Genomic DNA, 23,747 nt, shown 5'->3' with positions numbered 1-23,747 from the left:
GAGTCTTTATGGGTAAGCCCGCAGCTACAATTGGTCACATGCATGTGTGCCCTAAAACAACCGGCACAGTGCCGCATGTAGGCGGCCCTGTAGTTATTGGCTCAACTAATGTGTTAATTGGTGGTATGCCCGCTGCGCGTAAAGGCGACATGATGGTGTGTATTGGCCCACCAGATAGTATTAAATCGGGTTCTGGCTCGGTTAAAATTAACGGTAAGCCTGCAGCTAGAATGGGTGATGACAGCTCCCATGGCGGTAAAATTGTTGTTGGCAACCCTACAGTATTAATAGGTGGCTAACCTTGCTATCTACATACCTAAGTAATCATAAAGCGCAACTGCTAGCAATTAGTGAAGCACAATATTGCCCTTTTACATGCGTAGGTTTTATTAAAACGCTTAAAACAAAGCTATTAGAAGCATGTTGGTTAACGGCGAAAAAAAATAACGTAACACAAAAATTTAGCCAGCCAGATCTAGTGCAATTAATCACTTTTTTACAAAGTGACCCCAATATTGATTCCGCTGCACAAGCATGCGTTGAGGTAATGGCTAATTTGCCTCAAAACATTAACTTAGCGTTTATTAACGCTTTAATGAACGAGCCTACCTTACATAGCCTAACTAAATTAATTATTTATAAAGTTTTGTTACAACAGCATAGCTTGAATTTAATCGCTTATATTGACTTAAAAACTTTGTGCTTTGCATTAACCACTGACAAAGAGTCACTTGAGCATTTACAGCCAGCGTTGGAGCAAAATTTATTAATAAGTAGCCAAGCCAAAAATACCGAAGTAATAAATACGTTTAAACACTTATGCAATGCTGGGCTTATTAATTCTCCGTTAATGTCGCTTTTTTTATTATCACTCAGTTGGGAACAGGTGAATGTAGTTGGCAACCATGCAAGCAACATTTTAACGGTTGACCAAACCATGCAGGTATTACTGCAAAGTAGCTTTGCAAAATTAATTCCATTAGCTAATACTTTTTTAAATAAAGTTGAAGAACCACATACCATTATTGCTTTAATAAGACGCTTGCTTGGCGATAAGCTTGATTTATTGGTGAGTTTTGAGACGCAATTACATGCGTGGCAAGGTGATGCGCTATCGTGCAGTGAATTTAAACGCCAGTTACAAACTAACTGGCCAAAGTACGAAAGTGAGCTTTCACCTTTGCGCTTAATAGCTGGAAAGGCATTAAATATTAAGTTAAATGCGATAGAAATGTCTGCTATGGATAGCTATAGCCAAGCTGTATTTAACTTATATAACTACTACCAACACGCTACTGCTAAAAAGTTAGCTGCGGAGGCCGTGTTGTGAGTGCTTTTAATATTAATATGGGGTGTTTTTTAGCGCCATTTTCACAAGACATAGATGAGCTTTTATACGGCGAAGAGTCTGCATCAAATGAGTTTAAAGAATGGCAATCGTGGAATGCATGCATTTACGATTGCATATTAAAAGCAAAAGAATTATTTGCAAAAGTTGAAGACTTACAAGCGCCTTTAGTTTGGTTGCTTCCTGCGCTTGAATACCAAGGCGAGCTTAAGCAACTTTTGGCAAATAGTTTAAAACAGTTATTTCCACAGCATGTAAGTCATATTTTGTTTTATGGTGCTACAGGCGCTAATGCAATGATTGAACTTGTGCAAAAAAATCAGTGGAAAAAGGTTAACGTACTTGCAGTAGATGCAACATACAAAGTAAATATAAACGGTGAATATACTTATCAAGGTGTTGGAGGTGCATTTGCAACTGTTACAGCGGTTAAAACTGGTTGGATGCAACAAAGCCACGAACTGGCTCCATCTGTAGATTTTATAAAACATAACCAATTAAGTGGGATTTTTTCTAACATTGCGCTTAATAGTAAAAAACAAATAGATTTTATATGTGCGCCAGGTAATGGCGTAAACCACGAAAGCGATGTGTGGTTAACAAATTTACAATTGCTCAGTAATTTAATTAGTGAGCATACACATTATGAATTACCTAATTACAAATTAGGTAAAATTGGTGCGCTTGAAGGACTCGTCAATTTATATCAATTGACCTCAAGCCCGGCTATTGTAAATCACTTTAAACACGCGTTAGTGATTTCTCAAGAACAATCAAAATACCAGGCCGCAGCATCATACTTATGGATAAGTGAGGAAGTACACAACTAATGCAAAGTAATACAGTTGTTTTACAAGGAACAAGTTACCCCATTTGCCTCGTTGCTGGTAAAGGCCAAACGCCCTCTGGCTATGCACCTGCAGTAGCAAACACGGCACAAAGTGCTAAACAGCAAATAGCTGAAATTGGTGGTGCGCTAACTGGCGATGCTGCCAAACGCCTCGACGTAATTAACTTATTAAATAGCGCTGGCGTTAGCTGCCCACGCAGCGCCTCTGCCCGCGAAACCGCAAGTGCACTTACCCAAGCTTTAATAGCTGGCGCTGTAACGTGTTATCACCAAAAAGCAAAGCCATCTATTCAAGTTAGTGATAACACCAATAGTGGAGCAGCTGGCAAAAAGTCGAGCAAAAAATCAAGCTCAACAGCATCAGGGAAAAGCGCATCGCAAGCACCCGCTAAAAACACTGGCGGTGCAAGTAATAACACCGCAAGCGAAGAGCCCATTACAAATCAAGAGTGCCGTTCAGATCCGGTATCAATGCTGTCGGGCGAAGAAATTCTCCCGCTCATCGACTTTACATTGGCAGGGAGTCGGCAATTAGTGTGGCGACGTTTGTATCGCTCATCTCATGCTGATGTGTGTACAACAATGGGTAATGGTTGGCGCCATGACTTTATGGCAAGCCTTACAGAGCATTACTTGCCACCGCCAAAAGTGGGCCCTAAGCAAAAAGGGACTTACTGGTTAGAGTACCAAGACGAGCACGGCGCTAAACATAAATTTGAAAAGGTAAAGCCTGGCCAATCGAGCTATCAGTTAAGTAGTAACCTTGCGCTACATTACCAAACAAATGGTAAGCAAGTACTTGTAACACCAGATGACCAACACCTTACGTTTAAACCAGGCGAAAGCGCGTGGCTGCTTGAAAAAATAATTAACGAAAAAGGCCAAAGCATCGCGTTTTATTACGATGCTAAAGAGCGCCTCCATCGTATAGAAGTAAACAAAGTACGTGGCTGTATAATTAGCTACAACGCGCAAGGTTTATTAAGCAAAATAGCAGCGTACTACACCGATAAAAACAACAAAAAGCAATTGCTATCACCATTGCTTGCTAGCTATGAGTACGACGAAAACAAAAACCTTGTTCAGTCTACTAATCAGCAAAACGAAACTGAGCGCTACGCGTATAACGCCGCTAATTTATTAACAAAGCGTACCCGAGCCAGCGGCTTTAGCCATCATTTTGAGTGGGATAGCTACTCACCTAGTGCTAAATGTATAAAGCAGTGGGGCGATAACAATACCTATACCTACCAGTTTGAATACAACCTTGAGCGCGGTGAAACAACTTGTATAGACTCTCGAGGCCACAAAGAGCACTTTGTACATAACGCACAAGGTAAATTGGTAAAACATACCGACCCTAACGGCAACGTTTGGCAATATACATACAATGCGCAAGGACAAAAGTTCAGTGAAATTAAGCCTGATAGCAGCACAACGCGCTATAGCTACACACCTTTCGGCCAGTTAGAAACATTAACGCAGCCAGATGGTAGCCAAACGCATTTTGCCTACAATCAACTTGGGCAACGTGTATTAACTACCCTACCTGATGGGCAAACCATTACGCGTAAATACAGTGTGGCTGGCTTATTACAAAGTGAAACCTTTGGTGATGGCCGCACCACATTATACAGCTACGATAAGCTCGGCCAGTTAACCCAGCATATTAATAAAAATGGTCAAATCACCAAATTCATTTGGAACGAGCAAGGCGAGCTTTTAGCAAAACACCATAACGATGAGTTAATACGTTACAGCTACGACAGCCTAGGTCGCGTAAATGCCACACTGAATAACGCAGGCTTACTCACTCAATATAAATACAATGAGCACGGCCAGCTTACACAAACCATTGCCTTTGATGAAAACGAGCCTGAAAATAAACAGCATCAATATTTTAGCTACGACGAAGCAGGGCGATTAATTAGCTCGCAAAACAGCAAAGGCGACACCACAGAGCAACATTTTGAAGGGCTAAGCCAACCACATTGTGTTATTCAGCCCGATGGCAGCGCACTGCATTTAACATACGACAAAGAGCGAAACTTAACAGCCATCGAGCGAAGCGACGGTCACGTATACCGCATAAGTTACGACGCGAACGAAAACCCAACACAAATAACCGGGTTTGATGGCACGCTCCAGCAGTATAAATACGATGCCTGTAACCGTTTAGCCTCAGTAACGCAAAGCAACAAACGCCATGTAAAAATAGAGCGCGACAGCCTTGGCCGTGTAACTGCGCAGCATGCAAGCCTTGCCAGTGACTCACATATCATTAATAACGCCAATTACTACAGCTACACAAAGCAAGGTAACATTGCGCGTGCACATAATGCGCAATCAACACTTAAACAACGCTTTGATAAAGGCGGGCGATTATTGTGTGCTGAGCAAGTTAATAACCAGCAACAAGCGCATACCCTAAAGTACAGCTACGACGAATACGGCAGAAGGCAAACCCTTACCCTGCCAGATTCAACCACGCTTAAATACAGCTACAACCAGTTTGGCCAGCTAAGCGGCATTAACTTACTGCAAACCAACAGCAAAGAGGTAGAACTTGCAAAGCCGCTTGTAACATTAGGCTACGACAGCCAAGGTAATATTAAAACCCAGCAGTTTGGTAACAGCACTACCCTTACTCAGCAGTTTGATGTATTTAACCGTTTAACGCAGCAACAGCTTACACACCCAGCGCAAGCATTATTTGATACCTGTACGTACAATTACGACAGCGTAAACCAGCTGATTGCCCGTAAAAACGAAGGCGTAAGCAGCCAAAATATCAATTTTGAATACAACAGCTTGGGGCAGTTAATACAACAAACACTGGCAAGAACGGGTGCTGATACAACCACACACTACCAGTGGGATAGCTTTGGTAACCCACAAAGCCAAACAGTAAAATCAAACACAAGCGATGCAGACACTAGAGATATAAGCACGTGTGATAAAGAAGCTAGCGATACAGCTAACAGCGACCAAGGTGCAAAACATAAGGCTGCAAATGCTGAGCATACAGTCAGCTCTTCTATTGATTTAACACGCGCCACGCATAGCGAATACAATGAGTTAGCGCTAAATAGTAGTGAAAGTAGTAGTGAAAGTAGTAGTGAAAGTAATAGTGAAAGTAGTAGCAACGTAGACTCAGTAGTAAATAATGAAGGCACTTACAACAGTACAATAAACAGTGCAACCGACGCCGACCGCCTAACACAATTTGGCGACAGCGACTTTTACTACGACGAGTTCGGTAACCAAATACGCGAAACCGGCAAAGGCATTAAAACCCGCCGTGAATACAACGCGTTTAACCAGTTAAGCTGTTTTAACAACAACGGCACGCTCACGCAATACGACTACGATCCACTCGGTCGTCGTATTGCCAAGCACACCGAGCACGGTAAAATTGACTACATTTGGGATAACGATCAGCTAATTGGCGAGTGCCAACACGGTGAATATACGTGGTATATCAACCTGCCAAATCAATTTCATCCTGTTGCGTTGATTAAAAAAGATGAGGTGTATTACTACCACCTAGACCAGCTTAATACGCCGCGGTTTGTAACCAACAGCAAAGCAGAAGTCGTATGGGAAAACCAAGCCGATGCGTATGGTTATGAAGAGCCAGAAGCCGAGCCTGACACTAATAAAGAAAACACCTTCACTCAGCCAATTCGCTTTCAAGGGCAATATTTAGATGAAGAGAGCGGCCTACATTACAACCGTTATCGCTATTACAGCCCCAAACAGCAACGCTTTATAAACCAAGACCCGATTGGTCTAGTGGGTGGCATAAACCATTATCAATATGCGCCAAATCCGGTTAATTGGGTAGATCCGTTTGGGTTGTTGTGTAAAGAAGGGCAGGCAAAGGTAAAAGCAGCGCTTGATGCAAAACCAGAGATATCAGCTGACCTTAGAAACCAAATAGAAAATATTTGTAAGCAAGAGCAATCAGGATGCACAGCTGACGAGATGGTTGAGCAGATTAATGCTTTTGATGCAGTTACAGGCGGACTTGATTTATTTGTTTCTGGATTACTAAACACAGTAGTTGATGTTGTAGCAGGTGGTGCAGGTATTGTTACTCTCGCGATGTCAGGAGGTGATGTAGATGCAGCGGTTCATACAATTGAAAGTGTACAGTCCAATCAAATAGGCCCATTTACTGATGCAGGACAAGCCGTTTCCGAGAAGTTAGCTCCGATTGTACAAGAGTATTATGAAGACAATATGGCAGCGCTTGGTGATGCGACGCTTGAGGCGACAGGTTCACCAGCACTTGCTACAATAGCCCACAAGTCAGTTGAAATTGCTGCTACGTTAGCTGGCGGTAAGACTGTTTTGAATGGGGCTAAAGGTCTGAAGGTTGAACTGAATACTCCAGAGGCTGGGGTATTGAACTCAAATCCTTTACCGATAAAAGTAACGCGTGATATTGAAGTTAGTAATAAATTACAAATGATCAATGGTAAGCCTCCAATAAATTCGGAGTTTGCGGGTGATGTTTTTAGTTTTGATATATCAAAGAATCCAATTATGAAAGATAGATTAGCAAAAGAAAACAATATTGATAGAATTAGTCGGGAAAAAGATTTAAAGATATTGGCGAGTAAGTACCCAAAAGGGGTGGTTTTTAGTGATTCAGGTTTCCCTGATTTTTCACCATATGGATACAAGATTAATAATGAATTGGTCACTGTAGAGTTACCGAAACTTAATCCAGACAGTTTGACTAAAAACGGTAATAAAAGGCATGGCTCTGCTATTGATATGAAAGATGCTAATAATTTAATGAAAAAGAGGGTGAAAGGCTGGAGAAAACCTGATAATTACACATGGCATCACGTAGAAAATTCAACAAAATTAATTCTAATTCCTACAGACCTTCATGGTGCAGTACGGCATAATGGTGGTCGGTCAACTTATAATTTTGAGGCTTAATCAAATGGAAATCCGAAACAGTTACCCAAAGCTATCGACTAAAAAAATTCTTGAGAAGTTTTCTCTATACGGATTAACACCGCCTAAAGAATACACAAACTTTTTAGAAAAGTATAATGGAGGATATCCGGAGGTTGAATGTGAGTATGTAGACAAGGAGGATGACGAATATACAATACCATTGGATTGTTTTTACGGTATAAGTGACACTGATACAAGCATTTCTATCTTTGCTAGAAGAGGTTTTCTGAGTGGAAGTTTACCAAATCAATTATTACCGATAGCAGGAGATGGAATTGGTAATGAAATTTGCTTGGGTGTTGAAGGGGAGTTTTTTGGAAAAGTTTATTTTTGGAACAAAGATGGTGAAGCACAATCACAAGAAGAAGTGAATTTTAGTAATGTCGAGTTAATTACTGATTCCTTTGATCTTTTTTTATTATCATTAACTCCTATCTGAAAAAAATAATCAAGACATCCACCCTAAAAATATGGATGTTGTAAAATAAACAAGACACCCATCCTAAATTTTGCTCTTTAAGTAGTGGCTACTGTTTAATTATTGTGAAAAATTAGCAGGGTGTTTTATGGCATTACCCAAGTAAGCGTCAAGTAAGTTTGGTGGATACAAAATATTACCCCCTGTATCTCGCGTTGTGTTCGGCGTGTATTTTTATGTGGCGAAGACCATTTTACTGGCAAGTCTTACGTGCATCGAAGAGGCTGTGTTGAAGAAAAGTTACTTCTGCTTGCCAAAGTGTTTTGTATTGGCGTGTGTGCTTATGCAGTAATTAGTAACTACGCCCATTTAGTGCTGTATGTAGATGATAAAAAAGCGAATCGATTAAACGACAAAGCGATTGTTTTTCGCTGGCATAAGCTGTGTAAAGGCACCGGACTTACGCAAAAGGTCATACAAGGTGAAGAGCTAAGTAAAGCTGAATCTATTTTTAAATTGAACGGTCAAACAGTATCGCGAGCAACTGAGAGGTATTATCTGTTTTATGCATTTATTTAATAAAAACAAGAGAATAGAAAAAAGGTGACTTTACAGGTTTCTTTTGAAGCCAATTCAAATAGCAAGCACTATTAGATGAAGCAGCACTTTGCTGCGTGTATGGCGCGCATTCAACATGATATGGCTAATGAGGTATCGGTTGAAAGTCATTTACTTTCACGTTTTTGATTAATGGTACTTATTTTAAATAATTAGAGATATAGGTAAGGAGGCCCTAACCACTATGTTTGGTTTAATAAAAAAATATGACGTACATATGTGCTCTGAAGTTAAAGGGATTATTACTTTAAACGGCAATCCCGTTGAAGGTGTTTTAATTAATCGCAGCCTTAAATTTGCACATAAAATTGAAAAAGAAGATCAGGTCATTACAGCTTCCGATGGCACCTTTAATATGCCAGAAGTTGTTGTTGAGTCAAAAATACCCGGTGATATGTTCTCCCATGAAGTTACTTATCAACTTATTACTGCAATTCATGGCGGTGAAGAATATGAGCTTTGGAGCTCAAAGCTCAATGGCATAAAAGAGCGAAGTGAATATAAATACAAGTTAAGTAGCTTAAATGCTGACTTAGAATCTACAGAAGTAAACTTTACTTTTCCTAATTATGATAATCCAAATTTGGAATTTGATGCTTCTAGTATATGTAGATGGGAACATGATTTTGAAATATATGAGATAGAAGATAGCGAAGATTATTTTAAAGATTTTAGATAAAAGGGAATTTATATGAATATTTTATCACCTAGTGTTGCATCACAATTAGCTGAATTTGCATACGATAGTATTGGCGTTGTGTCTGATCGCTCCTCAAATATAGAGCCAGGTAGAGTCATAAGTAAACATTTTGTTTTTGATGCAAAAAAGTCTGCTTTTACTGGTGTATCAGGTACTGTAGCTGAGCATGTTTTAAATCATTCAACAGGTTTTGGCTTTTTTGGTATTGGCTCAAAAGAAGGGGATCACAAAGGGGAAGTTGTTCTTACTTTTCGTGGCACTGCTGGTATTGCTGATACCCTAACAGATCTGCACTGTGGTTTAACTGTTGGACCAAATTATAAAGCTGTTCATGCGGGATTTAATCGAACTTTTGAGTCTATTAAACCACAATTAGCAGCAATATTGAGTAAGGTTGGCGGTCGACCAGTTCACTGCGTTGGTCATAGTCTTGGTGGTGCGTTAGCTACTTTGGCTGCGTGCTGGATAAAAGCAAGATTTAAAGTGCCCGTTAAGTTATATACTTTTGGATCTCCTAGAGTAGGCCATGGGCCTTTTGCGATGCAAAGTGAGACGAGTTTAGATGGAATTTATAGGGCTGTTCATCGCAGCGATCCTGTACCTATGGTACCTGTTTGGCCGTTTGTACATGGAGGGAGCGAATATAGGCTAAGTACGTGTGTTTCACTAACGGGTGCAGCTCATAAAATGGCAGGCGATTCACCTGGATATATTAATACTGCTTCTCGTTACCCTGATTATAAGAGTATGCAAAAGGGGTCTTTATCTAATCTAACCATGACACGCCTAAAATATAGTAATAGCCATCATGCATCATTTAATGCTCATTGGGCAGAGAAGATAACTAGTGCCTTACTAACACTACTAAGAGAAAGTGGTAAAATAACAAGCATTCTAGCACAAGGTGTAGTAGCAGGAACGCTAACTATCTATGATGCATTAGCTCGCAGCCTGGTTGAAATATCCAAAATGTCCGCAAAGTACGCTGATGATTGCCAAGGTTTACTAGGACACATATTAAACTTTGTCGGTAAGCCTGGAGTGATAGCTGCTGACTTTACATACGCTCAAGCGAAAAAAATATTATATTGGATGCTAGAAAAGCTAAGTAGAGTTGTAATTGCTGCGGTTAAGGTTTCACCACATTTGGGTATTGGTTAGTAATTAAATTAAGGCTCAGGTAACTACTGAGCCATTTTTATAAAGCGGGCCACAATTAGTAAATGTAAAATATCTAGTTTAAAAGCCCTTCGAAGTTATTAAACATAAGGAAATACAGTGAATAAAATAAACACGGATGTAAATTATAAAACAATGGCCGGTAATGCGCGCTTAGTGATGCTCGGTGAATCAAGCCATAGCACTGCTGGTTATAAGTATGAAGCAATAAAGGCAATCAAACAGCTAAAAGCTGCTGGTTTTACACATTTTGCAATCGAAATGCTACCAAGAGCTATGCAAGAGAAAATAGACTTTTATCAGCGCACAGGTAAAGGCTTTGAAGTTATACAGCAGTATTTTAATAAGTATTGGACCCATGGCTATTTAACACCTCATGCGTATGGTGAACTTGTTAAGGCTGCGCGCGATATTGGAATGAAAATAGTCGCGCTCGACGTGTTAGTTGAAACAATGGATATAATGGATAGTGTATGCTCTTCACAGAAGGGTATAGGAGGCGATTGCTTTGATACTCATACTTATAGAAACGCACTTTGGGCAGTTAATTTAGCTACTATATTAAACCGTTCAAGTCAGAATAGAGTTGTTGCTTTTATGCATCGTTTTCATGCTGTACTAAATGCAGCAGACCAGCCTGGTGTTGATGTATTTCTTAAAGATCACAATATTTTCAATGTACGCTTTATCGACTTTATTGGAGGGTTAAGTTGCATAAGTGATAGACGTTGCTCAGGTGACTCGAATCAGGATAACCCCCTAAAAGAGCTTTATTTTTATCGAGAAGGCTACCCGTACGAATCATCTGTTAAATCTTTTCAAGTGCACATACCTGAAAAGCGTGTGAATAGTGATGGTTCACTACAATGGTAAAAATAATATCAATAATTATCTTTACTTGGTGTTTTGTATTTTCTTCGGTTTTGAGAGCATCACTTTTTCCTAATATAGATATTAACTCCCCAAACCTAACTGTAGAGAAGGCCGCTAAGCAATGCCAAAAAAGCTTAATGCATGCACCTGAACAATTAGAAGCATGGTGTGAAAAAGCATATAGTCTTGGTGATTGGGAGGCTTTATATTACATAGGCGTACACACCGGAGATGGTACTCGTTATTTAGAGGAAATTAACTCTCGTATTGCAAATAACGAGTATAGTGCTTTAAAAAAACTTGCTTGGATTTACCGAAGTGGCCACTTTGTAAAAAAGGATTTAAGAGAATCTGCACGATTATATGAATTGTATTTACTGCATGATAATGAAATAAACTTTCAAACTGTTTCGGCACATTTTGAACTATCCACTATTTACCAAAGACTTGGTATGTGGAATAAAGTGATTACCCATACTGATTACGTTATAAATTATGCAAACAGAGCTGATTGGGAGCATCGCGCTAAATATATACAAAAGCAAGCCAAAGCCTCGTTAGCTGAAAATTAAACTTTAAATGTATTTACCTAGAAATATAAAGGAGCTATGAACGCCTAAGCTAAGGCGCTATAGAAATGATATGGAACAACAAAGCCAACAAACACTAACTAACCTTGTTTACGATATATATGAAGACCCAGCTTTAATAGAAGAGCATCAAGTGCTTATAAACCCTTTGTTGAGCGATTTAGTTGCTAGTGCGCCAGCTGGGTTTGAGGGTATGGCGACAATGATTAATACTCATATTTCTAATGGGTTTAAATTCAAAAATCCTAAAATACAAAAATTCGAACTTGAGTCGGGGCTTTTAAAACTTAAAACATATTTTCAAAAAATAAACCTATAACCCCCATCATAATTACACACTCAATTTTTAATATTAATGCAGCACTTGTGCTGCATTAATTTTTTCTCATCAAGGATGATCTATGAGCCTTATTACCACGAGTATTTTAATGCTGTTTTTACAGCCTTTATTTGTATATTTAGCTCTTTTTAAAGAGTCAGATCGGAGTACTCCAAGCCGTTCATTAGATAACGAAGATGCTATGTATCTTTTTATAGCACCAGGGTTAGCTGTATTTTATTCTGATAACTTTTGGCAGGCGTTACTTTATTTAGGAAGTGTATGCCTACTAGGTTTAATGCTTGCCATTATTGTAAAAAGCAAAGCTAAAAAGCGATTAACAAGAGATGACGCTATCGGGTTTACTATTGCCAGTTTTTTATTTTTTGGGATTATAAAATTAATTATTGGTGGGTTAGGATATTTTTTTAGCGAAAATGCCGCGAATGCTTCAGCGCCTGTCATAGGTGAACAAACTTATTCATCAACTACAGGTGAGCTTTTAAACTGGGGGTATTTATATTATCAGTTTTGGCCAACGCTATACTTTTTACTCTTTATGTTAGCAACATTAGTTATAAAAATGATTGAGAGCCGGTTTAATAAACATTCATTTTCAGGCTCGCTCTTAATATTGGGCGCAGTTTTGGCAGGTGTATCACCGTTATTTGGGCATGCTTTTATTTTAGGCGTTATCGCTAACTTTTTTATATTTTTTGTTGTGTGCACGGCATGTATAGAAATTGATAAAAGGAGCGATCCTTCCGCTGGTGCTATTAGTTTTATATATGGTTTTTTGCTTGTGGGCGGTATCGCGTTTAGTAGTATTGGTAAATTAATATATACGCTATTTTATAATTAAATTAGGATTGTTTTTTGATTAAAAAACATGCAGTATAATTGTACCTAATTAGTATGTTCCCCTACTTTTTTTTAATATAAATATGGTTGGTGTAATTAATTGGCCATAAACATTTAGTAGCTTATAGCTAGGTCTTGGGAGAGTGTTTGCTTTGTTTTTATCGCGTTTAAAAATTTTTGTGTTGGTAATAGTCTCTATTACTGTTGTTTTTTTTACTACATCACAGGCTTGTGCGGATATGTTTGGCTTTTTTAATAAACAAGAATTTTATTTATCGGCTCCAGTAAAGGGGCAGTTATTAGATAATGAGCAGCCAGTTGCAAACACTAAAGTAATGCGCTCACTCACCTATGGCGATGAATACGTTGACGAAACCACAACAGACGAACACGGTTATTTTACTTTTACAGAAAAAACAATAAAAACAGGTAAGCCCTCTAATATGTTTGATAACGACTCGTTGGTTCAGCATATTTATTTAGAAAACGGCACGCCAGAAGGAATTGTTTTATGGTACACGCTTGTTTCAATTCATGAAAAAAGTGACACACTTAAAGAGCTTCTTGCACACTTGAAGTGCGATATTTCTAAAGAGCCGCAAACATACGATATTCCAATTAAAGAAGATACCAGCCACGCTTTTGCGATTTACACATCATGTAAACTTTAACTATTAATTTAAAGGGAACTTATATGAATACTTTGACGCCAACCCAAGCGGTACAGTTAGCTAACCTTGCTTATAAAGCAAAAAGCATTAAAACCACTAACTTACTTCATCGTTCACTTCATGCATCTTTGCGCGACAATTTTAACTTTTCAGTTAACCCTGGCGCAGTACAAGGGGTAACGGGCGGTTTTTTCTCCCATTTATTTAATTTAAGTACGGGTTTTGCTTTAGTAGGGCATGGGCTTGGCGATTATCAGGGTGATTCGGTTATAACAATTCGAGGTACTAACTCGCTAAGAGATGGATTAACCGATGGGCACTTTGGTGTGAGTGGTGGGTCAAATGGCAGTATGGTGCATGCTGGTTTTAATAAGACCTTTTATAGTATGAAGCCTGCGCTGCAAGAGTTTATAGCAGCGAATATTCAAGATAAAGTGACTGGTTGCGTTCATTTAGTTGGCCATAGCTTGGGTGGTGCGTTAGCGACGCTTTCTGCCGATTGGATTAGAGCTGAATATTCAATACCTGTAAAGCTATATACGTTTGGCTCACCGCGCGTTGGGCTTGAAAACTTCTCTCGGGCTGCGACATCGAGAATTGATAAAATTTATCGCTGTACTCATGGTGCAGACCCAGTTGCTAAGGTACCTTTGTGGCCGTTCTCGCATGCACCTTATAGCGGTCAAGAAATACGCTTAGATAATGGGCAAGGTTTAAAAGGTGCTGCCCATACCCTCAATGGTACGCCTGGCTATATAAACACAGCCAATAGTAATAATTGGAACAACTTAACCATTCAAGCTAATCATTTTTTGAGTACCCCTGTGCGTCTAAAATTTGAAGATAGAAATCAAGCCTCTTTTACTTCTCACTGGGCTGATAAGCTAGGGGCTGCGTTAGTCACACTTTTAAAAGATGCGGGCTATTACAGTGCAGTAGCAGCTCAAGCTGCTATTGGTACTGGGCTCACTTTTTACGATATGTTGGCGCGTACTTTAGATAAAATAGCTAAAGCGTCAGCCTCGTTTGCAACACAAACCTTAGGTTTACTAGGGCATATGTTAGTGTTTGCAGGCAAAGTAATTAGTAAAGCGGTGGAGCTTACATATAGCTTTATAAAATCTGTATTCGACTCAACCCTAGGCGCTCTATACCGAGCGGCGAGAGAGGGGCTAAGCGGCTTAGATTAACTTTAATCTAGCCCTCAATCTCGCTCTAACAAAATAGCACCACTTTGGTTTTCGCCTAAGTGGTCGTTTTTGTTATAAATAGGGCATTTACTCATAGATAAGCACCCACAGCCAATACATCCATCAACGCGATCGCGCAAACGCTGCATATATGCTATTCGCTCGTCCAGCTGTGCTTGCCATTGCTTTGAAAGGGCTGCCCAGTCTTTTTGCGTAGGTGTGCGCTGATCAGGTAATGTTGCCAGTGTTTGTTTAATTTCATCAAGGGTTATTCCCATTGCTTGTGCGGCTTTTATTACCGCTATACGGCGCAGTACATCTTTTTTATAGCGGCGTTGATTGCCGCCATTTCGCCAGCTACGTATTAGTCCTTTGGTTTCATAAAAATGCAGGGTTGATACTTTTACGCCGCTACGCTTTGCTACATAACCCACGGTTAAGTTGGCCTCTGTTAGTTTTTTTTGATCTATTGGCATTATTTTTAATTTCCGTTTGACCTCAATATAACTTGAGGTTTTAAGCTTCTTTCAACATTAAAAAAGGAGCTAACTAAATGCAACAAAAACTTGTGCGTAGCACTGTTATTATTTATTCAAGCGCACGCAAAAATGGTAATACACAGGCGCACGTTAATGGATTTGCAGAGCAAAATAATGTGCGTGTAATATGCTTAGATGATTATAAAATTGCGCCGTATTGCTATAACAAAAACTATAAAAATGATGATTTTTACGCTGTGTTTGAAGCACTTTTAAAATATGATCATTGGGTGTTTGCGTCTCCTGTTTATTGGTACAGCACCACGGTACAAATGAAATTATTTATCGATAGAATAACCGATTATATGGACGATGAAGTATTAAAACCTAAGCTTCGTAGTTTACGTAGTAAGCATTTTTCAGTGCTTTCTAATGCGTCATCAAGTGAAGCCCCCGCCTGTTTTGTAGAGCAGTTTAAAAATACGTTTAGTTATTTAGGTATGCAGTTTATTAACCACAGCCATAAAAGTACCCAAAAGGTTGCTTAAATTGCAGCCTTTTTTGGTTGTCTCTGGTATTTTAGTAATAATCTTAAAAAACACAGGACTGTTTTATGAAATATTTACTATTGTTAGTGCTGCTTTTTAGCCCTTTAATATATGCAACAGAGCAACCAATTAAGGGATATGGTAATTATTACAATGTACCCGAGCATGATGAAATTAATGACGCTACGGTATTTAAAATAGCATTTGATGTTGCTGATGGCGCTGAAAAAGGCGCGCAAAATAATTCAATAAATTCGCTAGCGCGTTTTATTAACATGCATGTGGCGCATGGCGTAAAGCCTGAAAACATACAACTTGCATTAGTTGTGCACGGCAGCGCAAGTGTTGATGTGTTAGCTAATAGCGAATATAAAAAACGCTTTAACGCTGACAATAAAAACCAAGCGTTAATTGAGCAGCTACTAGCAAACAACACTAAAGTGTATGTTTGCGGGCAATCTGCTACTCACTTTAAAGTAACGCCAGCGCTTTTAATTGAGGGTGTAAAAATGTCGCTTTCAGCTATGACCGCTCACGCACAACTTCAACAGCAAGGCTATACGCTCAACCCATTTTAATGACTCAAATAATAAAAAATATTCTCTGCTTTGGGGATTCAAATACATGGGGCTTAAACCCTGTAACGGGTAAACGTTTTGATGAAAATACCCGTTGGACATCACTTTTAAATAAAAACTTAGGGTGTGGTTTTAACGTAATAGAGGCAGGGCAACCTAATCGCACGTTAGTGCATAATCCCCCGTTTGACGGTGTGCTTAATGGTGTTAGCTATTTAAAGCCTTATTTGGATAAGCATGATCTCGACTTTATTATTATAGCTCTTGGTACAAACGATCTTAAAAAACGTTTTAATTTAACACCTACTTTAATAGCAGATGGCTTGAATGATTTAATTAACTCAATACACATTTATTATCAGCAAGGTAGTACTTTAAAATCTCCTAAGATTATTATTGCTAGCCCACCTAAAATAAGAATTACCGAGCAGTATTCACGTATTTATGAAGAGGCTGATACAAAAGTAACAAAGCTCTCTAGTGCATTTAAAAGCGTTGCAGCTAATAATAAGTGCGCTTTTATTGATTTTAACTCGTTCATTAACATAACAGATGGTGATGGGATTCATTTTGATGATATCCAACATTTGGCAATAGGCTTTAAAATAGCGCAATTGGTTCAAAACTCACTCAATAATTGTTAAATCTATCTGTGTGAATTTAATGCGACTTATGCAATCATCTTATAAAGTAGTGATATAAATTAACAACTTCGAGATGCTATGAAAAAGTACCAACAAAAATCTATTATAGCCGTTCTAACCGGAGTGTTAGTTTTTATAACTGGCTGTATAATTTTACTCAATTTTGCAGCGCAGCAATTAACAGCACAAACAAAGTCAGATGCTGAGTATATTCTCACTCATGTAGAAGGTGCAATTGCAGAGCGGCGTCGAATACTTACCCCATTAAATAAGCTTGCGTTTAAACAGTGTGACAACACAACTCTTCTTGAGATGCGCCGAGCTTTATTTGACGCAAAATATGTAATTGATATAGGTTTTTTTAAAGATAATCAGCTAGTTTGTACTACGGGTGCAGGCTTATTAAGTAAACCAATTAACGACAAACAGCCTGACTTTATTCGAGATGATGAACAGGTGAGGGTTCGTTTTGAGCCAGAGCTTTATCTATTATTATTTAGTGAGCGCCCTATGGAGGTAATTATAGTCAGACAAGGGGACTATAATTTAATTATGCAGAGTACTCCCTTTACCAACATTGGCATTACTGTGCCAGATTGGGAAGTTGTTTATAAAACACCAAATACTTTGCATCATTTAGCAGGTAAAGAGGATCTCTACCTTCAAGTAAAAAACAATGTTTTCTTTCCTTACGAAACTAATTTAGTTTGCAGTTCTGCAAGTAGCCAATATTGTGTGGTAGTGCACTTACCTTGGAGTCTGTTTTTTTCTAATAACCACTTATTACTAATAATTTCGTTAATTTTAACCTGTTTAGCGGGAATATCGAGTGCGTTAATAGTTGATGCAAGAATTGCTGCACGTCGCTCTATTAATCAGCGTATTCGTAAAGGACTCAAAAAGGGATCATTTTATTGGACTTACCAGCCTATTATTTGTTTGCAAAGTGGCAAGCTGATTGGTTGCGAGGTACTTGCACGTTTTGAAGATAAGTACGGTGTTTTATTTCCAGATGAGTTTATTCCGGTTATTAGAAAAAACAATTTAACCTGGACTTTTACTGAGGCCATGATTGCCACTACAATCAAAGAGCTAACCTCTATAGAGGTATTGCCTGAAGGCTTCAAAGTGTCGCTTAATATATTTCCGTGTGATGTAGAGCTGGGTAACGTGTCGTTGCTGCCACAAATTACAGAGCTTACCAATTCACGCTTTATTATTTGTTTAGAGATAACGGAAGACGAATACCTTGATACAAGCATCGCGCATGCTCATTTTAGAACCTTGGTTGAATCGGGATTTAACTTATCATTAGATGACTTTGGTACGGGTTATTCGAATTTAAGAAATTTACAAAATTTGAGCTTTCATCAACTTAAAATTGATCGTACGTTTGTTCAAGATATAACAACTGAGGGCTTAAAAGCCTCTATGATCCCAAATATTATGGAACTTGTGCATAAGTTTAATTATACCTGTGTAGCAGAAGGAATTGAAACCACTGAGCAAGAAGCCATTTTAAAAACAGCGGGTGTGCATTACGGACAAGGCTGGAAGTACGGTAAGCCCATGACTGCGTCTAAATTTAAAAATTATATAACTAATCAGCATTTTTAGATCTCAGCTGCCATACTAAACGTATCGGTATGAAATTTATAAATATTAGGTTTATTATGATCAAATTAACATTAAGTGCTTTTGCACTTTTATTACTTAGCGCATGTACAACACAGTACCCAAACCAGCAATTAACAGGTAAGCAGTTCCCAAGCATTAGTGGTGAAAGCTTAGAGCAAACTATGGTGACTATACCTAGTGATTTTAAAGCAGATAAAACACTACTGCTCATTGGGTACAAGCAAGACAGCCAGTTTGATATAGACCGTTGGTTAATTGGTTTAGATATGGCGGGCGTAACGCTCCCTACATACGAACTACCAACCATTGCCGGCATGGCACCACGTATGTTTAGCGCATTTATAGACAGCGGTATGCGCAAAGGCATCCCTAAAGAATTATGGGGTGGGGTAATCACTATTTATAAAGATGGCGAGACAGTTCAAAAGTTTACAGGTAATCAAAGCCCAAATAACTCTCGTGTGGTACTTATAAATAGCAGCGGCGAAATTTTATATTTTTATGATCGAGGTTTTTCGGTTGATGCGCTGAATAAATTAAAAGAGACGATAGAATAATTACCCCTAAAGCTTAGTTTACGATAATGTATATTTAAGGTTTTAATAATTACTAAGCTACTAATCCGATCTGTTATTTATCTTACAAAAAATTGTTAAAACAAAAGTAATGCAGGTTATGTATTGATTTAATAGGTTTTTATCTGTTTTAGGATGAGAAACGATAACTTTATTTTAATACCAAAATCTCATTGTAAGTTGTATTTGATTTAGGTAATGTAGTGTAAATGTTTCAAGGACGAAATTTATGCCCCATAAAAACTCAGTATTCGTAAAAACTACATTTCAATCATCTTTTCATTCACACAACTACACAGCTATTTTAAGAACACTACAGGCCTTGTTTGGTGATATTAAAATGGACGATGTTATTCCTAAAGCTGAGCAGCGTGCAAATTATGATTTGTTTTTAATAGATGGTGCTAAAAGCAAATGGCAAGATCTCATTCCCGCAGACCTTATTTGTTTAGCTAAACACCATAGTGTTGTTATCTTTAATGTTGATAAAGAAGATGTGTGCGAGCAAAACTTATTGCTTAACCATTTTAATGGTGTTTTTTATAAATCTGATGCGCCAGAAGATATTTTTAAAGGGTTAGTTCGTGTTGATACTGGCGAGCTTTGGTTTACGCGTAAAGTGATTTCAAAAGCTTTTAACGACATTTTAGCCGTGGCATCATCATTTAATAACCTACATGACGACATTGAATTAAAGCAGGACGATTACGATCATTTAACAAAGCGAGAAAAGTCCGTTATTCATTTAATTGCACAAGGTGCGAGTAACAATACAATTGCTGATAAGCTCAACATTAGCGACCACACTGTAAAAACACATTTGTACAGTGCGTTTAAAAAAACTAACTCACGTAACAGGGTGGAGCTTGCGAATTGGGCTCAGCGCTACGTTTCTGTTTTATTACCAATGGCTAAATAAATAGCATATATAATCTCAATTTCTCCCATAAAAAAGGCTACTGTTAGTAGCCTTTTTTATTTGTTATGACGGCCTGTGTAATTAGCTCACTTTTTTAGCCCATAAGCCTTTATCAATGCCTTTTGTTATAAGGTCTGTCAGTGCTTTTTCTATTGCCTGAGTTACACAAATACTCATAGGTTCGTTGTCACTAAAGCCGGCTTCAGCTTCAGCTAGACGTTTGTAGCTTACGTATCTAAAAAAGCCTGCACGCATCTCTTGGCTTAATACTTTTTTGCTGGTGGCCACACTAAGCAACACTTGGCCTGTACGAACATCCACAGCGCGTAGATAAATTGAAATAGCATCTTCACGGTAAAGCTCAGATGCGCCTATACCAAAGTATTCCATACCTAACCCACCCGTTTTTACATTGGTGTCATAGCTTATAATACCGCCCTCTAAAATGATTTTAGCTGTGGTAAGTGGAGGTAACTCAGTCTGGTTAGGGTTATCAGTTTGGCCTGCACGAATAATTTTTCGCTCAGTTAAAATGTTTTGTAAACCTTCACGCTCAACAGGTGTAAACCAATCAGATTCATGCAGTGCTTGTACGAGTATTGAATTAGCACCTTGAGTAACGGCAGTCGAAAACGAACTAACGTTAGTTTGTGGTTTGTATTGACCTGTTTGGTCTCTAAATGAGTAGACCGATACCGGAATGCTGCCAACAGGTTTTGGTAAGTTTTTTAAGTCTGCAAATAATTCAGTTGGCTCTAGGCTAATTGCTTTTTGCTGTGATGGTGGAATAAGCTTACCTAAACTTGTACAGCCGCTCAAACCCAGTAATGTTATTGTTATTAGTAGTTTATACATTATCCAAACCTCGGTACTTCAATGATCACAACAGAGTCATCTAATATGTTTGTTATTTTTACTGTAATAGAATCGGTTGTGCTGGTTATAACTTCAATTTGATAATCACCACTCATAAAAATTGAGTCCTGATTAAAAATACTATCTTCAATATCCTCACCAAAAGCCATATCGGTAATTTCTCTTACCATGCGGTTTAAGTAAGTGCGCTCTAAAGAGTCTTGAAATTGTTCAGCGTAACCTTTTTCGATTACCGGAGCCTTGTGCTTATTTTGAGCCTGTGCTTTGCTCAGCAGCATATTTGCATTGAGTGGATTACCACCAAAGCTTGGATTTATTGGGGTGTAAATTATTTCAGTCGCGGAAGCTGAAAAGCTTAATATTGTTATTATTATAAGGGCTATTTTTTTCATTTTACCATCCATCTTTAGCCATATCTGGTGTTGATGCAGCCATGTTTGAGCGAGCCATTGCATCTATTACTGTATAAACAGCTTGCTCAACACGTTCATCGAGGGGTTCTAATCTGCGACCTAAATAAGTCGCGTAAACAAGTTGGTTATTCATTATTAAAGAAAGTTGTGTACCCGCTTTTGGTATTACGGTTTCTTTTATTTCAATATTAAAACCAGCTGTTGAAGGGAGATCTCGCCAGTAGTTTGAAAATTCATAATAAAATTGATGACCAAAGCGGCTAATACTTCTATCAAGTAATAAGCCATCTATTTCTAGTTCATCCGCAGCATGAGTTGCCCCAGAAAAACATAGGAAAAGTGTGAGTAGGTAACGATTAAAGTTAATATTTTTTTTCATAATTTAAAAAGGGGAGAGGATCGCTCTCCCCACCTCAACAATTACATTTGAGTAATTGTTGCTGCGTTTCCATCACCAATTTGGGTAACAGATACAGTGCTGTCAAAGCCAATTACTGAGCCTTCAACAATATTGTCGTTACCAATTTGAGTAACACTAAACGATACGTTTTCACCACCAACTAAAAATGCTGATTGTTCAACGCCAGTAACCCAGTTACCTTCACCTGTTTGTGAAATATCAATGCTGTGGTTATTGCCTTCAACCATCATATCAATAAGGTTTAACGTGCCACTTTGTGCAATATCAATTTGGTTATTATTACTATCTAAAATGCCAGCAAGGGTAACAATTGCTTCATTTTGAGAGCCGTCTTGAGCAATATCGATGTCATTATCGTTAGATGTAAGCGTTACATCTGGGTATGAAGATTGAACAAGTACGGCATTTTCATCGCCAGCTTGTACTAAATCAACATCATTGCCAGAGCCGTTAAAGTTAGCTAAGTGAATCGAGTTTAAATCACCTATTTGGGCTGATGTAAATTCATTGTCTGAACCAATTACACCCATGTAGGCTTCGTTTAAATCACCGTTTTGCATTGAAGTTAGTTCGTTGTTGTCACCAATTAAATCGGCTGTCATTAAGTTTTCAGCGCCAACTTGTGTTGCTGAAACCTCATTATTAGAACCTTCAAATAAGTTTGATTCAATTGTGTTAAGTGAACCTTCTTGATCTAAATCTATTTGGTTGTCGTCCCCAATTACAGTTGCAAACGTTACCGCATTAGTTAAGCCATCTTGCTCAATTTCAATTTCATTTGCATCACCAGAAATTGCACTAAATGCTACAGCGTTACGATCACCTACTTGTTCAACTTCAAGCTCGTTGTCATTGCCTTGTAAACTACTTACTTTAAAGGTACTCCAATAACCGTCTTGAACTAAATCAAGAGTATTTTCGTCGCCTGTAAGCATCGTAATTTCTGCTTCATGCCATTCACCGGTTTGCAGTGAGGTAATTTCATTTGCGTTACCTTGCATATCCATGTTGTAGAACCAGTGACCACCAGTGCCTTGTTCAACATCAATGATATTATCATCACCAGTTACAATATTAATCGCTTCATTATTTACAAAAAAGCCTTGGCCAAATTGTGAAACAAATAACATATTATTATTACCAGTCACTTCAGAGATAAAACCATTAGCAACGCCATCTTGGCTGTATACTTGTAAGTTGTTGTCACCTGTGGTGATTACTTCAGCATAATTACCAAATTGGCTCTGCACAACTTCAGTTTCGTTATTATTACCGGTTGTTGTTACAAGCATGGTGTTGCTATCACCATCTTGTGTAAGTAGTGCAGTATTTTCATTAAAAGTTTGGATAAGAGTCATTGAGTTTTCAACACTTGCTACAGAAACGTTGGTAGCAAGTTCTGAGCTTGATGCTGATTTGTTGTTAGTATCTGCATAAGAAGCAAAGCTAGTACCCATTGCAATTGCAACTGCGCAGCTTAAAAGTGATTTGTTCAACTTCATTATTTTCTCCTTGAAATATTAAAACCAAACACCTTAAATTTTATAGGTTTTATAAGGTATTTGCTGTGTCAGCATGCCGTGCCGATATAATGTTTTGTGATCCGCTTGAAAAGCTCTTAAAGTAAAATTTTTCGATGTAGTTAATAATTATCACTAAACGCTTTGTCATTATTTTTAACTTACGTTTAATAACTGTTAATTATTAAGTACCCAATTACTGTATTCCTCAAATGTATTTTCTGAAATCATCATTTTTTACCAATTTTTTAATTTTTATTTTTCAGTGGGTTATGGTGCGGTTGTTGAGGTTTTTTATTAATTCAATCTAAAAGCAGTAAAAATATCCGACCCTTTATTAGGTAAATGGCTTTGCGTGAATTTCATTAAAAGGTCTGTCTTTAGTGTTTTTTTTATACTTTAACTGGTCAAAATTGTTGGTTTTAACAACGTTTTTATTTTTTAACTTGTTAAATGATTAGTTTGGTTGTTTCCTTAGGGTATGCCATGTGATCCCTTGTACTCGAAATAGTGAAAGAACGTGCTTAGAGCATCTAAGCTAA

General features: G+C 38.2%; 24 protein-coding genes and 1 pseudogene. 20 read left to right on the top strand and 5 right to left on the bottom strand.

All coding sequences use genetic code 11. From position 1 onward, the window contains the following. Positions 1 to 8 precede the first annotated feature (8 nt). The 14 genes and pseudogenes from GQR47_RS01305 (at position 9) to GQR47_RS01240 (ending at position 14,594) form a co-directional block, all read left to right on the top strand. Positions 9 to 299: a PAAR domain-containing protein gene (locus GQR47_RS01305; RefSeq protein WP_024595244.1), complete on the top strand. Its 291-nt coding sequence runs from the start codon at positions 9 to 11 to the stop codon at positions 297 to 299. Positions 300 to 301: 2 nt separating this feature from the next. Beyond that, on the top strand, positions 302 to 1,330 hold the full coding sequence (locus tag GQR47_RS01300; RefSeq protein ID WP_165723399.1) for a hypothetical protein: 1,029 nt from the start codon (positions 302 to 304) through the stop codon (positions 1,328 to 1,330). After that, a complete protein-coding gene (locus tag GQR47_RS01295) occupies positions 1,327 to 2,178 on the top strand; it encodes a hypothetical protein (RefSeq protein ID WP_165723398.1) in 852 nt (283 codons plus the stop codon). The genes GQR47_RS01300 and GQR47_RS01295 overlap by 4 nt, the downstream gene beginning before the upstream one ends. Further along, positions 2,178 to 7,154 (top strand): RHS repeat-associated core domain-containing protein, encoded by a 4,977-nt coding sequence (locus GQR47_RS01290; protein ID WP_165723397.1) that lies wholly within the window; start codon positions 2,178 to 2,180, stop codon positions 7,152 to 7,154. Before GQR47_RS01295 ends, GQR47_RS01290 begins: the two co-directional genes overlap by 1 nt. A gap of 4 nt (positions 7,155 to 7,158) precedes the next feature. After that, positions 7,159 to 7,614 carry an SMI1/KNR4 family protein gene (locus GQR47_RS01285; protein ID WP_024595615.1) on the top strand — a complete coding sequence of 152 codons (456 nt, stop codon included), beginning with the start codon at positions 7,159 to 7,161 and terminating at the stop codon, positions 7,612 to 7,614. Between the two features lie 158 nt (positions 7,615 to 7,772). After that, positions 7,773 to 8,186, top strand: a pseudogene (locus GQR47_RS01280) (hypothetical protein); the annotation flags it as partial. Between the two features lie 209 nt (positions 8,187 to 8,395). After that, positions 8,396 to 8,890, top strand: coding sequence for a DUF6795 domain-containing protein (locus GQR47_RS01275; RefSeq protein WP_024595613.1), 495 nt, complete (start codon positions 8,396 to 8,398; stop codon positions 8,888 to 8,890). Positions 8,891 to 8,902: 12 nt separating this feature from the next. Beyond that, positions 8,903 to 10,072 carry a lipase family protein gene (locus tag GQR47_RS01270; protein WP_024595612.1) on the top strand — a complete coding sequence of 390 codons (1,170 nt, stop codon included), beginning with the start codon at positions 8,903 to 8,905 and terminating at the stop codon, positions 10,070 to 10,072. 117 nt (positions 10,073 to 10,189) lie between these two features. After that, positions 10,190 to 10,963 (top strand): ChaN family lipoprotein, encoded by a 774-nt coding sequence (locus GQR47_RS01265; RefSeq protein ID WP_024595611.1) that lies wholly within the window; start codon positions 10,190 to 10,192, stop codon positions 10,961 to 10,963. Continuing rightward, positions 10,957 to 11,535 carry a hypothetical protein gene (locus GQR47_RS01260; protein ID WP_024595610.1) on the top strand — a complete coding sequence of 193 codons (579 nt, stop codon included), beginning with the start codon at positions 10,957 to 10,959 and terminating at the stop codon, positions 11,533 to 11,535. Before GQR47_RS01265 ends, GQR47_RS01260 begins: the two co-directional genes overlap by 7 nt. A gap of 70 nt (positions 11,536 to 11,605) precedes the next feature. Beyond that, the gene (locus tag GQR47_RS01255) at positions 11,606 to 11,872 is read left to right on the top strand and encodes a hypothetical protein (RefSeq protein WP_024595609.1); all 267 of its coding nucleotides are present in this window, start codon (positions 11,606 to 11,608) and stop codon (positions 11,870 to 11,872) included. A gap of 82 nt (positions 11,873 to 11,954) precedes the next feature. Continuing rightward, on the top strand, positions 11,955 to 12,734 hold the full coding sequence (locus GQR47_RS01250) for a hypothetical protein (protein ID WP_024595608.1): 780 nt from the start codon (positions 11,955 to 11,957) through the stop codon (positions 12,732 to 12,734). Between the two features lie 238 nt (positions 12,735 to 12,972). Then, positions 12,973 to 13,404, top strand: coding sequence for a transthyretin-like family protein (locus GQR47_RS01245; protein ID WP_240915842.1), 432 nt, complete (start codon positions 12,973 to 12,975; stop codon positions 13,402 to 13,404). Positions 13,405 to 13,427: 23 nt separating this feature from the next. After that, on the top strand, positions 13,428 to 14,594 hold the full coding sequence (locus GQR47_RS01240; protein ID WP_024595606.1) for a lipase family protein: 1,167 nt from the start codon (positions 13,428 to 13,430) through the stop codon (positions 14,592 to 14,594). Positions 14,595 to 14,608: 14 nt separating this feature from the next. On the opposite strand, the gene soxR is transcribed toward GQR47_RS01240, so the two are convergent. Further along, positions 14,609 to 15,070, bottom strand: a complete 462-nt coding sequence (gene soxR / locus GQR47_RS01235) for a redox-sensitive transcriptional activator SoxR (RefSeq protein ID WP_024595605.1) — start codon at positions 15,068 to 15,070, stop codon at positions 14,609 to 14,611. A gap of 77 nt (positions 15,071 to 15,147) precedes the next feature. Here soxR and GQR47_RS01230 point away from each other — a divergent pair, with 77 nt between their 5' ends. From GQR47_RS01230 to GQR47_RS01205, 6 genes are all read left to right on the top strand, one after another. Further along, on the top strand, positions 15,148 to 15,621 hold the full coding sequence (locus GQR47_RS01230; protein ID WP_024595604.1) for a flavodoxin family protein: 474 nt from the start codon (positions 15,148 to 15,150) through the stop codon (positions 15,619 to 15,621). Between the two features lie 65 nt (positions 15,622 to 15,686). Further along, entirely contained in the window at positions 15,687 to 16,199 is a 513-nt protein-coding gene (locus tag GQR47_RS01225; protein ID WP_024595603.1) for a DsrE family protein, read from the top strand. Positions 16,200 to 16,207: 8 nt separating this feature from the next. Continuing rightward, positions 16,208 to 16,843, top strand: coding sequence for an SGNH/GDSL hydrolase family protein (locus tag GQR47_RS01220; RefSeq protein WP_024595602.1), 636 nt, complete (start codon positions 16,208 to 16,210; stop codon positions 16,841 to 16,843). A gap of 78 nt (positions 16,844 to 16,921) precedes the next feature. Next, a complete protein-coding gene (locus GQR47_RS01215; protein ID WP_024595601.1) occupies positions 16,922 to 18,460 on the top strand; it encodes an EAL domain-containing protein in 1,539 nt (512 codons plus the stop codon). 56 nt (positions 18,461 to 18,516) lie between these two features. Continuing rightward, a complete protein-coding gene (locus GQR47_RS01210) occupies positions 18,517 to 19,038 on the top strand; it encodes a hypothetical protein (protein ID WP_024595600.1) in 522 nt (173 codons plus the stop codon). Positions 19,039 to 19,285: 247 nt separating this feature from the next. Then, on the top strand, positions 19,286 to 19,975 hold the full coding sequence (locus tag GQR47_RS01205; RefSeq protein ID WP_024595599.1) for a LuxR C-terminal-related transcriptional regulator: 690 nt from the start codon (positions 19,286 to 19,288) through the stop codon (positions 19,973 to 19,975). 81 nt (positions 19,976 to 20,056) lie between these two features. Here the strand turns inward: GQR47_RS01205 and GQR47_RS01200 are convergent, their stop codons facing one another. From GQR47_RS01200 to GQR47_RS01185, 4 genes are read right to left on the bottom strand one after another with little or no spacing between them, the layout of a single operon-like run. Continuing rightward, positions 20,057 to 20,830 carry a CsgG/HfaB family protein gene (locus tag GQR47_RS01200; protein WP_024595598.1) on the bottom strand — a complete coding sequence of 258 codons (774 nt, stop codon included), beginning with the start codon at positions 20,828 to 20,830 and terminating at the stop codon, positions 20,057 to 20,059. Beyond that, positions 20,830 to 21,255, bottom strand: a complete 426-nt coding sequence (locus tag GQR47_RS01195) for a curli assembly protein CsgF (RefSeq protein ID WP_024595597.1) — start codon at positions 21,253 to 21,255, stop codon at positions 20,830 to 20,832. Before GQR47_RS01195 ends, GQR47_RS01200 begins: the two co-directional genes overlap by 1 nt. After that, complete coding sequence (locus GQR47_RS01190; protein ID WP_024595596.1) at positions 21,245 to 21,643, bottom strand: curli production assembly/transport protein CsgE; 399 nt, start codon at positions 21,641 to 21,643, stop codon at positions 21,245 to 21,247. The genes GQR47_RS01195 and GQR47_RS01190 overlap by 11 nt, the downstream gene beginning before the upstream one ends. Before the next feature lie 41 nt (positions 21,644 to 21,684). Next, positions 21,685 to 23,187 carry a curlin gene (locus tag GQR47_RS01185; protein WP_024595595.1) on the bottom strand — a complete coding sequence of 501 codons (1,503 nt, stop codon included), beginning with the start codon at positions 23,185 to 23,187 and terminating at the stop codon, positions 21,685 to 21,687. Positions 23,188 to 23,747: the final 560 nt, after the last annotated feature.

The sequence above is a fragment of the Pseudoalteromonas sp. Z1A2 genome, assembly GCF_011378755.1.
Classification (GTDB): domain Bacteria; phylum Pseudomonadota; class Gammaproteobacteria; order Enterobacterales; family Alteromonadaceae; genus Pseudoalteromonas; species Pseudoalteromonas distincta.
The sequence above is the reverse complement of the archived record's forward strand: the minus strand, read 5'-3'. Positions and strand labels throughout refer to the sequence as shown.

Bases quoted from the DNA above. Each gene is read 5' to 3' on its own strand.
- GQR47_RS01275 (WP_024595613.1), top strand. From the start codon at position 8,396: ATGTTTGGTTTAATAAAAAAATATGACGTACATATGTGCTCTGAAGTT.
- GQR47_RS01305 (WP_024595244.1), top strand. From the start codon at position 9: ATGGGTAAGCCCGCAGCTACAATTGGTCACATGCATGTGTGCCCTAAA.
- GQR47_RS01215 (WP_024595601.1), top strand. From the start codon at position 16,922: ATGAAAAAGTACCAACAAAAATCTATTATAGCCGTTCTAACCGGAGTG.
- GQR47_RS01250 (WP_024595608.1), top strand. From the start codon at position 11,955: ATGAGCCTTATTACCACGAGTATTTTAATGCTGTTTTTACAGCCTTTA.
- GQR47_RS01230 (WP_024595604.1), top strand. From the start codon at position 15,148: ATGCAACAAAAACTTGTGCGTAGCACTGTTATTATTTATTCAAGCGCA.
- GQR47_RS01245 (WP_240915842.1), top strand. From the start codon at position 12,973: ATGTTTGGCTTTTTTAATAAACAAGAATTTTATTTATCGGCTCCAGTA.
- soxR (WP_024595605.1), bottom strand. From the start codon at position 15,070: ATGCCAATAGATCAAAAAAAACTAACAGAGGCCAACTTAACCGTGGGT.
- GQR47_RS01210 (WP_024595600.1), top strand. From the start codon at position 18,517: ATGATCAAATTAACATTAAGTGCTTTTGCACTTTTATTACTTAGCGCA.
- GQR47_RS01205 (WP_024595599.1), top strand. From the start codon at position 19,286: ATGCCCCATAAAAACTCAGTATTCGTAAAAACTACATTTCAATCATCT.
- GQR47_RS01260 (WP_024595610.1), top strand. From the start codon at position 10,957: ATGGTAAAAATAATATCAATAATTATCTTTACTTGGTGTTTTGTATTT.
- GQR47_RS01225 (WP_024595603.1), top strand. From the start codon at position 15,687: ATGAAATATTTACTATTGTTAGTGCTGCTTTTTAGCCCTTTAATATAT.
- GQR47_RS01185 (WP_024595595.1), bottom strand. From the start codon at position 23,187: ATGAAGTTGAACAAATCACTTTTAAGCTGCGCAGTTGCAATTGCAATG.
- GQR47_RS01255 (WP_024595609.1), top strand. From the start codon at position 11,606: ATGGAACAACAAAGCCAACAAACACTAACTAACCTTGTTTACGATATA.
- GQR47_RS01240 (WP_024595606.1), top strand. From the start codon at position 13,428: ATGAATACTTTGACGCCAACCCAAGCGGTACAGTTAGCTAACCTTGCT.
- GQR47_RS01195 (WP_024595597.1), bottom strand. From the start codon at position 21,255: ATGGATGGTAAAATGAAAAAAATAGCCCTTATAATAATAACAATATTA.
- GQR47_RS01190 (WP_024595596.1), bottom strand. From the start codon at position 21,643: ATGAAAAAAAATATTAACTTTAATCGTTACCTACTCACACTTTTCCTA.
- GQR47_RS01270 (WP_024595612.1), top strand. From the start codon at position 8,903: ATGAATATTTTATCACCTAGTGTTGCATCACAATTAGCTGAATTTGCA.
- GQR47_RS01200 (WP_024595598.1), bottom strand. From the start codon at position 20,830: ATGTATAAACTACTAATAACAATAACATTACTGGGTTTGAGCGGCTGT.
- GQR47_RS01285 (WP_024595615.1), top strand. From the start codon at position 7,159: ATGGAAATCCGAAACAGTTACCCAAAGCTATCGACTAAAAAAATTCTT.
- GQR47_RS01290 (WP_165723397.1), top strand. From the start codon at position 2,178: ATGCAAAGTAATACAGTTGTTTTACAAGGAACAAGTTACCCCATTTGC.